At 60.1% G+C, this 12,354-nt stretch carries 12 protein-coding genes and 1 pseudogene; 10 read left to right on the plus strand and 3 right to left on the minus strand.

Annotated elements, in window-relative coordinates; all coding sequences use genetic code 11:
- Positions 1-86 precede the first annotated feature (86 nt).
- The 3 genes and pseudogenes from AC1D05_RS33725 to AC1D05_RS33735 all read right to left on the minus strand — a co-directional run.
- Complete coding sequence (locus AC1D05_RS33725; RefSeq protein ID WP_477447041.1) at positions 87-938, minus strand: transglutaminase-like domain-containing protein; 852 nt, start codon at positions 936-938, stop codon at positions 87-89.
- Between the two features lie 77 nt (positions 939-1,015).
- The gene (locus AC1D05_RS33730) at positions 1,016-1,891 is read right to left on the minus strand and encodes a transglutaminase family protein (protein ID WP_477447043.1); all 876 of its coding nucleotides are present in this window, start codon (positions 1,889-1,891) and stop codon (positions 1,016-1,018) included.
- A 135-nt stretch (positions 1,892-2,026) separates the two neighbouring features.
- Positions 2,027-2,227 (minus strand): annotated as a pseudogene (locus tag AC1D05_RS33735) (SOS response-associated peptidase family protein); the annotation flags it as partial.
- A 742-nt stretch (positions 2,228-2,969) separates the two neighbouring features.
- On the opposite strand from AC1D05_RS33735, the gene AC1D05_RS33740 reads away from it, so the two are divergent.
- The 10 genes from AC1D05_RS33740 (at position 2,970) to AC1D05_RS33785 (ending at position 12,268) form a co-directional block, all read left to right on the plus strand.
- Entirely contained in the window at positions 2,970-5,147 is a 2,178-nt protein-coding gene (locus tag AC1D05_RS33740; RefSeq protein ID WP_477447045.1) for an alpha/beta fold hydrolase, read from the plus strand.
- Positions 5,148-5,357: 210 nt separating this feature from the next.
- Positions 5,358-5,744 (plus strand): hypothetical protein, encoded by a 387-nt coding sequence (locus tag AC1D05_RS33745; RefSeq protein WP_477447047.1) that lies wholly within the window; start codon positions 5,358-5,360, stop codon positions 5,742-5,744.
- Positions 5,745-5,791: 47 nt separating this feature from the next.
- On the plus strand, positions 5,792-5,959 hold the full coding sequence (locus AC1D05_RS33750) for a hypothetical protein (RefSeq protein WP_477447049.1): 168 nt from the start codon (positions 5,792-5,794) through the stop codon (positions 5,957-5,959).
- 33 nt (positions 5,960-5,992) lie between these two features.
- Positions 5,993-6,286 (plus strand): GYD domain-containing protein, encoded by a 294-nt coding sequence (locus AC1D05_RS33755; protein ID WP_477447051.1) that lies wholly within the window; start codon positions 5,993-5,995, stop codon positions 6,284-6,286.
- Between the two features lie 313 nt (positions 6,287-6,599).
- Positions 6,600-7,517 carry a ketopantoate reductase family protein gene (locus AC1D05_RS33760; protein WP_477447053.1) on the plus strand — a complete coding sequence of 306 codons (918 nt, stop codon included), beginning with the start codon at positions 6,600-6,602 and terminating at the stop codon, positions 7,515-7,517.
- A gap of 29 nt (positions 7,518-7,546) precedes the next feature.
- Entirely contained in the window at positions 7,547-8,287 is a 741-nt protein-coding gene (locus AC1D05_RS33765) for a class I SAM-dependent methyltransferase (RefSeq protein WP_477447055.1), read from the plus strand.
- 19 nt (positions 8,288-8,306) lie between these two features.
- Positions 8,307-9,083, plus strand: coding sequence for a GNAT family N-acetyltransferase (locus AC1D05_RS33770; RefSeq protein ID WP_477447057.1), 777 nt, complete (start codon positions 8,307-8,309; stop codon positions 9,081-9,083).
- A 32-nt stretch (positions 9,084-9,115) separates the two neighbouring features.
- On the plus strand, positions 9,116-10,495 hold the full coding sequence (locus AC1D05_RS33775) for a pyridoxal phosphate-dependent decarboxylase family protein (protein WP_477447059.1): 1,380 nt from the start codon (positions 9,116-9,118) through the stop codon (positions 10,493-10,495).
- Positions 10,496-10,622: 127 nt separating this feature from the next.
- Positions 10,623-10,838, plus strand: coding sequence for an AMP-binding enzyme (locus AC1D05_RS33780; RefSeq protein WP_477447130.1), 216 nt, complete (start codon positions 10,623-10,625; stop codon positions 10,836-10,838).
- A 1,127-nt stretch (positions 10,839-11,965) separates the two neighbouring features.
- A complete protein-coding gene (locus AC1D05_RS33785; RefSeq protein ID WP_477447060.1) occupies positions 11,966-12,268 on the plus strand; it encodes a YdhR family protein in 303 nt (100 codons plus the stop codon).
- Positions 12,269-12,354 lie beyond the last annotated feature (86 nt).

Here is a 12,354-nt window from a genome sequence, read left to right on the forward strand (position 1 = left end):
AAGCTATTGATTTTATTAGAGAGGTCGAGAGTTCATTCCTTTGTCGCAGCACGAACATGCCCGGAGCCGTGGCCACAGCGATCAGATCAAGGTGAAGACACTGGATTTCCGATAGGGGCTAACAAGTGCTCCGCTTGGACTTCCTCCGTGACAACTTCGAAGCCAGCAAGTCTCGATGAGCCGAAACTGGTTGAGAGAGCAACATCAGTCGCATCGCAACCCGTCGCCATCAGGATCCTACCTATGCGAGGGCGGTTATGCCGAGCATCAAATGTGAACCAGTGACCGCTTAGATATGCTTGGAACCATGCGCTGAAATCCATGGGATCCGGCACCGGCGGCACGCCTATGTCGCCGAGATAGCCAGTGCAATATCGCGCCGGGATATTCATGCAGCGGCATAGCGTTATTGCTAGATGCGCAAAGTCGCGACAGACGCCGGTTCGATCGACGAGAGCGCCGTGGGCGGTCCGCAGCGGGTCCGCGGCTTGGTAGCTGAAAGCGATGTGATTGTGCACGAAATTGCAGATCGCCTGCACCCGCGCCCAGCCGGATGGGGTATTGCCAAAATTCGCCCAAGCGAAGTCGCCAAGCCGGTCGGTATCGCAATAGCGGCTGCCCAGGAGAAACCTCAGCACCTCGTCGGGCAGTTCCTTGATGTCGTGCTGGATGGCTTCTGGCATGACGACATCAGACTTCCCAGTATCGTAAATGTCGAAACTCGTAGATATCGTTGTCAGACCCGCGGGCGCCTCTATTCTCGTGCACGCGTTGCCAAAAGCGTCAATGTAGCCGCGGGCTTCGATCGGGCGATCAAAGCCTATGACCTGTTCTGTCAACAGATCGAGGCGGCGTGAAGGATGGATCTCAAGGACGAGCAGCATTGGTATCCGCTGCGGACATTCGTAGGTGAGGTTGAAACCCGCGCGGATCCGCATCGATGCTCCAATGCCTTGATTCAGGAACGGGGCAAACTCCAAATTGCCCAAACAGTTCCGGAAAACATCAGACCGAGCTAATTTTGCTTCGCCACCTTCACCTCAACAGTCATGCCAAGAAAACTTGAGGCGCTGCCGGAGTAGCTTCCCGAAAGAGGTATGGCTTGCTGGGGATGCCTGGCCACGGCCACCCGGATCAGATCCCGATTGCCGACAATGCCATTGGTAGGATCGAACTCGACCCAACCGGCACCAGGCAAATAGACCTGGCACCAGGCGTGCGTCGATCCTCCCCCGCGCACATCAGCACTGTCGCGGCTCGGCACATAGACATAACCTGTCACAAATCGGGCTGCGAAGCCGAGCGACCGCACCGCCTCCATCATGAAAAGCGCAAAGTCCCGGCATGTGCCTTTGCGCAAATGCAACGTCGCGACAGGCGGCTGCGTCCCGGTTTCGATCCGACGGGAATACACGAAGCTTTCATGGATAGCGTAGCAGAGCGTCATCAGCAATTTGCCGGTCTCGGTGTGTCCTGCCGCACTCACGAACTGCCGTGCCCATTTGCCGATCTCGTCGCCGTCATCGGCATGATGTCGCTCCATGGTTTGCGCGAGGTCCGCCGCCTCATCGGGATCGTAAGAGAATGGATAATTCAGCGCGGCCTCATAAATACGGAAATCAGGCGCATGCTGCGGCGTGTGATCGAGCCGAATGTCAGTCGCGAAATGGAGTTCATTGGCCGAACCCTTGAATTCGATCACGGCAACGCAGTTTCCAAAAACGTCATGGATCCATCGAATCCCCCTCGGCTCGGGATCCACTGATAGGGCGTGGTCCAGAAGTCGTTGATCGAAACTGTCACGCGGTCTGAACATCAGCCGGTGCTCGCCAAACCTCACCGGCCGGTTATAGCGATAGACCGTCGAGTGCTTGACTGAAAAAATCGGCATCGGCTTCCGTCAGCAACTTTACGAGGGATATTCGCGCGATCATATAATCCTTTCGACGTGTATCCGAAGGGCCCTGCTCGGAAACCTGTGAACTATTACCGCTCCAAGCGACCCTTCCCGTGCCGGTCGCAGAACTCAACCTCTGGGCGTGAGGTTGATCCAGGCCGCCCAACCTGCCGGTTGGAGCACAACCATTTTCCGGTTGTGGTAAGACGCCACATCCGGCCCCGGCTCAGCCGTCAGTATGGTGAAGGTGGCCGGATTATTGCCGGCAGCTTCCCGCCAAAGCCCCGCGACGACCATGAACGGAGAGCCGTTGAGTGTGAATCGATGCTTCGCCTGGTTGCGCGACGAATTGCGCGGTAGCGCGGCCGGTCGTCATGCCACCATCAGCGGCCATCGGCTCCCGCCCGCCGCCCTGCCTGCTATGCCGTTGCATCTGCCCACGCCCTCTCGCAGGCGACGACTGCATCAGTCACTGTCGGTCGACTGGGTCGAAAAATACCATCCGATCGTGACCGCAGAATGTGTATCGACGGGTTGCGCTTCGCGGGCAGCAATAGATCGCCGGGACCTAGAGCAGACTTCAACGTGGCCTGTGCTCAGTCGAGCCGATCATTCCAGAGGGCGATTGGGTTATCGACGGTGACAACCTTTCCAATTTCTCGGCCGCTCCGATGGGAGCGACCAAGCGCCTGAGAAAATCCCTCCCGGCATTTGCCACCCGCACACATGCGCGGATCGCCGTCGTCGGGAGTTCGAACGAGCGGACCGTTGATTCTCGGCCGGCCCGTTGCTTCTCAAGATAGCGCGCGAGCGCAATATCGTGACGCAGCGGCGCAACCCCACCGCGCGGCTGCCGATTCTCCCATGGTTCGTAATGCCAGATGGGCCATTCGGTCGGGTGCAACATAGCGTCCTCCTGAGACAAGGCCTGCCTTGTCCAGGCAATCTCTTCCAGTGCCGTGAGAAACGCGCTGGAACCTGCGTGAAGGATTCGTGAAAAGCACCACGCCGTGCAAAATCACGGTTGAATTGGTGGTAAGTAGGGACAAGGTTTGCAGAGAAAGTTGTGGCTGTGGCGGATCCGATGGCGCACCCTCATCTCTATCTATTCGGCGGTTTCGACTTTGCCGGTGTCGGCGTCACCGTCCCGGTCCTCAGCCGCAAGGCACGGGCGATGGTGGCTTATCTCGCGCTGCAATCCGGGCATTCGCAGTCTCGCGAGAAGCTCGCGACCCTGCTTTGGGGCGTCAACGGCGAAACCCAGGCCCGGATGAACCTCCGCCAGGCGGTGTCGGCCATTAGAAAGGCCATGCACGCATCCGGCGGGCGCTTCATGACGGATGGTGAGAACGTCGCCCTCCATCTCGACGGACTTGACTTCGACGTCGCGCGGTTCGAGGCGCTAGCCGCGAGTTCGGGGCCTGAGAACCTCGAACAGGCGCTCGCGTTCTATCGCGGTGACCTGCTCGACGGGTTCGGCCTAAAGGAGGAGGCGTTCGAGGACTGGCTGCAGGTCGAGCGCGAACGCCTGAGGGCGATGGCTGTCGCGGTGCTGGACACGCTAGTCGCGCACTACTCCGTGACGAACGATCCTGCCTCATGCGTCCGGGTAGCAACGCGCCTCCTCGCCATGGAGCCGCTCAGGGAAGACATCCATCGCGCCTTGATGCGGGCCTATGTAGGCCAGGGCCGCGCCAACCTAGCACTGAAACAATATGAGCGTTGCCGCGATGCCCTGCAGCGGCAGCTCGACTTGCGACCCGAGCCTGAAACCCGGAAGCTGTATGAAGACCTTCGGGCGCGCCGGACATCGGACGCGGTTTTTCCAACACCCAGAGCACAGACGCGGTCCCAAGCCGATGAACGTCCGGATTTCTCAAGTCAGCCCATCAGGCCGCCGACGCACTACGTCAAATCGGCCGAAATCAACATCGCTTATCAGGTGACCGGCGACGGGCCGATCGACCTGATCTATGTGCCTGGATGGGTCTCCAACCTCGACCTTGCCTGGTCGTCGCCGCGGCTGACGCACGTGCTCTACCGCCTCGGCGCCTTCTCGCGCCTGATCCGCTTGGACAAGCGCGGCACGGGGTTATCCGATCGCAATGTCGGTTTGCCGACGCTGGAAGAGCGGATGGAAGACGTGCGGGCAGTGCTGGATGCGGTCGGCTCGAAACGCACGGTCCTGTTCGGCAGTTCCGAGGGCGGCCCTATGTGCATGCTATTCGCGGCGACCTATCCCGAGCGCACGGCGGCACTCGTGCTCAACGGAGCCTATGCCAGCGGCAGATGGTCGAAGGATTACCCCTGGGCGAGAACAAGCAAGCAGGTCGAAGAAGATTTGACCGTCGTCGAGAGAGAGTGGGGAGAGCCGGCGGACATGAGCAACGCGGCACCCAGCCTGATGAGCGACATTGTCGAGAGAGAATGGTTCGCCGCCTACCTGAGGAATTCAGCCTCGCCTGCCGACGCGATCGCGCTCTGGCGCTGGGGGACCGAAATCGACGTTCGCGACATTCTCCCGGCTATCCATGTTCCGACGCTGATCGTGCAGACGATCGGCGACCGCTGGGTAAAGCGGGAGGAAGGACGCTATTTGGCGACGCATATCGAAGGCGCCAAATACGTCGAACTTGCCGGCCGGGATCATGTGATCTGGGGCGAGAATTCCGACCGCATCGTTGACGAGATCCAGGCTTTCGTCACTAGCGCCATGCCGGCCGCGTCGAGCGAGCGGATCCTGGTGTCGGTTCTGTCCGTGCAGATCGAGGGCTCTGGTGCCGGCGCGGATTTGATCGAGCGGCATGCCGAGGATATTCGAGTCGAACTGCTGGCTGCCGAAGGCAAGCAGATCAGACGCACCGCAAGCGGCTTTCTCGCCGTGTTTCAGCGGCCGACGCGTTCAATCCGGTGCGCGATAGCGATCCGTCATCGCCTCAGGCAATCCGGTCTCGACGTGCGGGCTGCGGTCCATACCGGCGAATGCGATGAGCGTGGCGAAGATTTTTCCGGCATCGCGATCGACCTGTCATCGCGGCTGCTCGATCAGGCGCTGCCGGGCGAGATCGTCGCATCGCGAACCGTGCGTGATCTTGTGGTCGGCTCCGACCTGGTATTCGAAGAGCATGGCGAGATTGAAGCGAGCGGGCTGCCCGGTAGCTTGCAGCTTTTTTCCGTCGGATGGGCCAGCAGCCTGACCGCGGGCCCGAAGTCGGCGCAAGTTCCACGCGCGTTTTCAGCGAAAAGGTGACCTAGAGACGCGGTGGAGCGGTGGTGCCGCGGACCACCAGTTCGACCGGCATGACGATCTGCTGTGGGGGATTGTTGGCGAACACCATTGCCACTGCAAGCTTTCCCTTCCATCGATCGACAGACCGCCGCTGTTCGCAGAGCCGTTCTCGTGTATATTAATTATTCCTAATATACATTTAGGTTGGAGGGAACCTACTTGGGGAGGCACTTGGCAGGTCCGTTCGCCGCGATGCTGGTGTCATTTTTGCCGGCAGGAGCTCAATGCTGGTCCAAGGACGGCCTACCTTACAAGCCGATCTCTGAAGAAGCAGTGAGAGCGGCTAGTGCCACTGTGTATTCCGAGTTTTTGAAGATGGAATGCCAAAAAGGCCGGCGGTATCCCCGAGGCCAAATCGAAAGTGGCTTCAAAAGGAACTTCGATGAAATGAGACTAATGTTGGTCGACGAAGGCTATACCATCGTGCCCAACGTGACCAAGAATACCTCATCCTGGTCTCTCTCGGAGATGGCATTTGACGCCAAACGACGGCTTGATCTCTCGCCCCAATTCGGCTGTCATAACGCATACTGGCTGAACGATAATCAGGATTGGTAACCTCGCAACAGGCCGCCCGCCTCAGGTGCCGACGGCAGAGTTCGTGCATGAAGATCGTGGCCACGGAATTGGCCTCCTCGAGAAAGCTCGACGAACTCCACTTCTGTCGTCGTTTGATTGAAACGACATTGGCGCTCGATGGCCTTCTTGCCGCAAGTGGTCCGCCCACCTGGTTCGTGTTATGGTATTTCAGGGAGACGGCGGACGCGCCGTGAGCGCCCGCCCGCTCCCTATTGTGGGAGGAAACAATGGCTTATTACGTATTACTCTCGAATTTCACAGATCAAGGCATCAAGACCATCAAGGATACGCAGAAGCGTGCTGAAGCCTTCAAGGCGATAGCCAGCAAAAGCGGTATCAAGGTTCACACTCTATTGTGGACGCTTGGTCAACATGATGTCGTGGCGATTGCCGAAGCCGACGACGACATTGCTGCGACCGCACTAGCCTTGTCAATCGCATCGCTAGGCAACATCAGAACACAGACATTGAGGGCGTTCGACACTGCAGATATGGCCAAGATAATGGCAAAGATGGCCTGACGCCACTGTGCCGTGCGCGGGCGATCGAAGTCGGCCGCTAAGCCGAACGGCGGGAGGCACTGTCTTTTCCTTTCATGCGGGTGTCGGTGATTTCCTGGTCGACCGACGACAGGCAAGGCGAAATTGCCGCCGACGCCATGATCGCGGCGTGGCGGGCGGTAAGGTAGGCGAGGGCTCGTCGTGATCGGTTTGCCGTCGGACATCTACCCTTCGGCTGGCCTCGCATTCAAGGAAATGATAATATTCACTAGGCCGGCGGATGCCATTCAAGCTTCGCGCGGCTAATGGCGGCAGCTGGCGTCGAGGGGACGGCATGCGGATCGCAATGATAGGGGCGGGCGGCATCGGCGGCTATCTCGGCGCAAGGCTCGCCGAGGCGGGGGGCGACGTCAGCTTCATTGCTCGCGGTGCCCACTTGCAGGCAATGCGGCGTGGCGGCCTGCGAATTCAAAGCGATATCGGCAACGTCTTTCTCCCCAGTGTGTCCGCGAGCGACGCGCCGGCCGACATCGGTCCTGTCGATCTCGTGATTTTTGCGGTCAAGCTCTACGACAGTGAGAAGGCCGCCGCAGCGCTGGGACCGCTCATCAGCGGGAATACGCGTATCGTGACGTTGCAAAATGGCATCGACAGCGTCGAGACGCTCGGTCGTCATGTTCCTGGCGACCAGGTGATTGGCGGAGCCACCTACTTGTCCGCATTCATCAAACAGCCCGGAGAAGTCGTCCACGCTGGCGGGCTGCCTCACATCATGGTCGGCGGGCACCGCGAGCCTCTCATCAAGGATCTTCAGGCGCTCTGCGATCGTGCTGTCGGGCTCGAGCTGAAGCCGGTTGCCGACATCGACAATGTGCTGTGGGAGAAGTTCGTGACCCTCGCGGCCTTTTCCGGAGGGACGTCGCTCATGCGCTCCGGGATCGGTCCGATCCTCGACGACCCCGAGGCGCGTATCTTCGTCGAGCAGCTGCGCGACGAGGGGATGGCGGTCTCGGCGGCGGCCGGTCATCCGATGGCTGACGGGTTCGTGGACCGCGTCACGGCCCGGTGGACTGCGCTGCCTCCCCACGGAAAATCGTCGATGGCCAACGACCTCGAAAGGGGCAAGCCAATTGAGGTCGCCTGGCTTTCCGGACGCATGCACGAATTGGGCATCAAGTTCGGTGTTGCGACCCCTGGCCACACGGCGGTCTTCCGCGCCTTGCATCTCTACGCAGCGGGTGCCGCCCCGTAGCGGTGTCCCATAAATGTTAGGAGGATAACATGGCAAGTTGGTCGAGCGAGAGCATGCCGGTGACGCCAGCGAACGAGGCAACCGGCTCCCAGGACATGTTCAACAGGGAGCTGGAGACTTACCGCAGGATCGTGGCCGCAAACCTCATGTTCCATCGCGAGGTCTACGGGCTCCTGCGCGATCTGCTCGTCGAGCATGCTCCAGGGTCGTTTCGATTCCTCGACGTGGCGTGCGGCGATGCCGCTGCCTCGGCCGCGATGCTGAAGAAGAGCGCTATCGGCGGCTATGTCGGCATCGACCTGTCGGAAGCCTCACTGAGGCTGGCCGATCGCGCGCTCGAGGGGCTCCCGTGCCCGGTCGAGCTGCGCTGCGGCGATTTCGCGGAAGCGATGGCGAACTGGTCGGAACCCGTCGACGTGATCTGGATCGGCATGTCGCTGCACCACCTGGCGACCGAGGGCAAGGCGAGACTGATACGGCACGCCCGCAGGGCCTTGGGCGGAGTGGGCCTGTTCGTCATCTGGGAGCCGGCCCTGTTCGAGGGAGAGGATCGCGCCGCCTGGCTCGCCCGCTTCTCCTTGCTGCGCGATAAATGGTCGACCGTTTCCGACGAGGAGTTCGCTTCCATGGAACGGCATATGCTTCTGGCCGATTTCCCTGAAACCGCCGACACATGGCTCGGCATGGGGCGGGATGCCGGGTTTCGCCGCGCGGAGGAGATTTTCATGATGCCCAACAGAATGGGCAGAGTATTCCGCTACTGGAATTAGCCAGCGCGTCGGGGCGACCATGTCATCAATTCCGAAACAGGGTGAGATCCTGCCTGGCGACGCTCCGGTTCCCTCCGCCGTCGTGCTGGTCGGTCGCTGGGGCAGCCTGCGCCCGCTCGACGCCGAGCGCGACGCATCCTGTCTCTACCCGCTCTCGCATGACGAGCACACGAATGCCACATGGGTCGACATGAAGGTCGGCCCGTTCGCCAGTGAGCAAGCTTTCGCCGACCATGTCGCCGAACTGGTGGTCGACAAGAAACGGGCCTTCTTCGCCGTAGCCGGCCTCGACGACAAGCCGCTGGGATGGCTCTGCCTCATGGAGGCAAGACCTGCCCATCATGTCGTCGAGCTCGGCTATGTGCTCTACACGCCGCCGCTGCAGCGCACGCGGCTCGCGACCGAGGCGCTCTACCTGATCCTGCGCCATGTCTTCGAGGACCTCGGCTACCGGCGCCTCGAATGGACATGCACCTCGACCAACCAGCGCTCGCGCAAGTCGGCCGATCGGCTCGGCTTCGTCTATGAGGGCACGCAGCGCCAGGGCTTGTTCCTGAAGGGCAAGCCTTGCGACATCTGCGTCTACTCGATGCTTTCTAGCGAATGGCCGGCCCATCGCGCGGCCTTCGCGGCCTGGCTCGACCCTGGCAATTTCGCGGACGAGCGGCAGCTTCGCTCGGTTGCGGAGATCAGGGCCGGCCTCGTTTCGATCGATCGGGCTCGTCATGCGGATGCCGAAGCCTTGTCTGTCATCGCGGCACGCTTTGGAAATGAAAATGTCGGTCGACGGAACTGAACGCCGGTAACTCGCTGGCAGGGCAGGACTTTATGAACGCGCTCGAAATCTCCAATCAGCAATTGTCGCGGCTGGCCGACGAGGCGATAGACCTCGCCCGGACCTATTGGGCGTCGCTCGATGAACGTTCGGCCTTTCCATCGACCAGCGGCAAACAGACAGCGGAACTCTTCTCGCGGCCCTGGGCCGAGGAGGGGCGAGGTCGGGACGTCCTGCAGGACTTCAAGTCGATCGCCGAGCACGGGCGGCCATCCACCGGCAGGTTCTTCGGCTATGTCCTCGGTTCGGGCGAGCCGGTGGGCGCCCTAGGAGAATTGTTCGCTGCAGTGCTCAATCAGAATGTGACGTCGTGGCGGTCGGCTCCAGCGGCGACGTCGATCGAACACAGCGTCGTCGGATGGCTGGCGCAAGCAGTCGGTTGCGCGGGGTTCACCGGCAGCCTGTGCGGCGGCGGCTCGGCAGCGAACCTGATGGGGCTGGCAATGGCTCGGGAAGCAAGGTTGCCGGCCAACGAAACAGGGATACGCGGCGGCGTCATCTATGCCTCCGAGCAGGTGCATATGTCCATTCCCAAGGCGGTGGCGTTGCTGGGCATCGGCAGAGCGAACCTTCGCCTAATCCCCGTCGACGACCAGTTCCAGATGCGGCCGGATGCGCTCCAGGCAACCATCGCCGCCGACCGCGAGGCTGGAGACATCCCGATTGCAATCGTCGCCACGGTCGGCACCATCGTCTCCGGTGCGATCGATCCGCTGCCCGAAATCGCCGAAGTCGCCAGCCGTGAAGGGCTGTGGCTGCATGTCGACGGTGCGTATGGGGCTCTGGCGGCGCTGGCATTGCCGGAGAAGCTCAATGGATTGGCCCTGGCGGATTCCCTGTCGCTGGACGCGCACAAATGGCTGTATCAACCGCTCGATTGCGGCTGTCTGCTGCATCGCCACCCGCAAATCGCGCGCACGACTTTTTCGCACAGCGACGACTATGTCGCGATGCTGAGCCAAGACCCGACTGAAGCCTTCGCCTTCTTTGAGGAGTCGTTCGAGCTGTCACGACGTTTCCGGGCGCTGAAGCTTTGGTTGTCGCTGCAATATCATGGACGCCGGGCCTTTCGTGAGGCAATTGCCGAGGACCTGCGCCATGCCCGGCTTCTGGCGGAGACGGTCAAGGTGTATCCGGAGTTGGAGCTTCTGGCTCCAGTGCCTCTCAGTGCAGTCTGTTTCCGCCACCGCACCAAAGACAATCGGGCGATCCTGAGGCGCGTGATCGCACGCGGCCGCGTGTATCTCTCGAACGCGACGGTCCGCAACCAGTTCGCCTTGCGGGCATGTTTCGTCAACCACCGGACGACAGACGAAGATGTGCTCGAAATCATATCCGAAGTGATTGCGGCGGCGGGCGAACTGAACAGTTGAGGCACGGTCGGTCCCTCATCCCGATGGCGTTGCTAATAGCCGGTTCAAGGAACGCCGCAATGCGCCCGATCTGTTCGCCGTTCAAAACACGGCGAAGCGCCTCTCAGTCGGCCGGCAGCCTCATGCGATCAAGGGAGAGATCGGCAAGGCCTACATCATTCTGAAGGAGGGCGCGAAAGCTGACGCGGAGGGGATCATGGCGCATTGCCATGCCAATCTCGCTGCCTACAAGTGCCTGCGTAAGATCCAGTTCGTCAAGGATGTGCCGTGCGCGAGTTCAGGCAATATCACGCGACGGGAGTTGGCGACCATCGAAGACGAGACCGTTGCATTCGCAAGCTGACCCCGCGCCTTCTCTTTTTTCCCAATGGTCAAGCGGCCCCTGCATCAAGCGGGGCCGCTTTGAAGTGCGCGTGTCGGAAGAAGATACTAGGAAAACTCTGCCCGCCGGATGGAGTCAGGACTTCAGTCTTAGTTGAGCCATCGCTAATGTATGTATAGCATTCGGCAAATGCGGGGGACGATCCCAAAGAGAAGCCAATCCCGCAGTGGCCGGTGCGGCTCGCTTCACCCAAGCGTCCAGCATCGGCCATCCTTTTGGGGCCGCCTAGCGCGCGATAATTCGGTTGATCATGCTCACGTCAGGGTCGCGGTTGGTGAAGTCACGGAGGAGCAGCTGGCGTATGCCGCCCTCGCGAACGATGTCAAAAGCGAAGGCCGAAACGCTACAGGTCCGGTGCAGGCGAGGCAAAGGCTGGCGACTTCAGTCTTTAGTTGAGCAATTGCTAATATGCCTATAGCTTAGGCATTGCGGGGGACCACCCGATCCAAAACCCAACCCGCGATGGCCGGTGCCCACGCAACCCCTAGACTGCCCCAGCACCGGCCACCCCCCGCCCTTTTTGCGACAGGTAGCTCCAACTTTCAGCCTATGATTAGAGGTCGCTAATATGTTATGCCATTCGCGAGGCGGAAACATGGGACGGCCGCAACGATATTTTGCATTTGTGTGGATTGTCTTGGCCGGCGATGCCCACGCTCACGACTGGTATACAGGCAAGACTGACCCTGTTCTCCATTATCGATGCTGCGGCAAGCAAGATTGCCACCCGATCGATTCCAGCGATGTCCGGATTACCAGGGACGGCTATATCGTAAAACAGCCTCAACCCTACTCTCGGAACGATCCGCCAACAGGGGAGTGGTTTATTCCCCGAGACCGCGTCCAAGCGGCGCCAGATGAGCGTTTTCATATCTGCGAGTCTTTGGTGCCAACGTTCCGTGTCGGCAGATACCGGATGCGATGGATGTGCTTCTTCGCCCCGATGAGCACAGGTTCAGTCGCGCCAAGTCGCTAGGCCGATTTGGCCATACTCCGGTGCACGATGTTAGGAAGGAGTCGTCGCGACGCCTCTAATTGAGATGATTTGATAAATTCATTCGCCCTACAGACAATAAGGGAGGAAAGACATGTCGGGCAAAATTCTGCAAATAAACTACAAGCTTAACGGGCCAAGGGCTGAGTATGAGAAAGAAAACTTGCCCTATGCTAAGCCGATCGCGGACATGCCTGGCCTGCGCTGGAAGGTCTGGATTATAAACGAGGCCCAAAGCGAAGCCGGCGGGATTTACCTGTTCGACGATGACGCTGCCGCGCAGTCCTTCGTGGACGGGCCAATTATTGCGGAGATGAAAGGTGACCCGACGTTGAGCATCAAGGCGTTTGACGTGATCGCGGAACTCACGACCATCACCCGTGGCCCGGTGAAGTAGTATTGCAAATTACTATCTGAAATCTACTTTAAGACCCCGAAAGGTTTCGGAAGGAAGTCCGATCCATGTGTGTCGGCCGGGTCAGC

Source organism: Mesorhizobium sp. P2_E9 (assembly GCF_056403815.1).

Excerpts from the sequence above, each read along its gene's own strand:
- AC1D05_RS33725 (WP_477447041.1), bottom strand. The coding sequence starts at position 938 with ATGCGGATCCGCGCGGGTTTCAACCTCACCTACGAATGTCCGCAGCGG.
- AC1D05_RS33730 (WP_477447043.1), bottom strand. The coding sequence starts at position 1,891 with ATGCCGATTTTTTCAGTCAAGCACTCGACGGTCTATCGCTATAACCGG.
- AC1D05_RS33750 (WP_477447049.1), top strand. The coding sequence starts at position 5,792 with ATGAAGATCGTGGCCACGGAATTGGCCTCCTCGAGAAAGCTCGACGAA.
- AC1D05_RS33755 (WP_477447051.1), top strand. The coding sequence starts at position 5,993 with ATGGCTTATTACGTATTACTCTCGAATTTCACAGATCAAGGCATCAAG.
- AC1D05_RS33760 (WP_477447053.1), top strand. The coding sequence starts at position 6,600 with ATGCGGATCGCAATGATAGGGGCGGGCGGCATCGGCGGCTATCTCGGC.
- AC1D05_RS33765 (WP_477447055.1), top strand. The coding sequence starts at position 7,547 with ATGGCAAGTTGGTCGAGCGAGAGCATGCCGGTGACGCCAGCGAACGAG.
- AC1D05_RS33770 (WP_477447057.1), top strand. The coding sequence starts at position 8,307 with ATGTCATCAATTCCGAAACAGGGTGAGATCCTGCCTGGCGACGCTCCG.
- AC1D05_RS33775 (WP_477447059.1), top strand. The coding sequence starts at position 9,116 with ATGAACGCGCTCGAAATCTCCAATCAGCAATTGTCGCGGCTGGCCGAC.
- AC1D05_RS33785 (WP_477447060.1), top strand. The coding sequence starts at position 11,966 with ATGTCGGGCAAAATTCTGCAAATAAACTACAAGCTTAACGGGCCAAGG.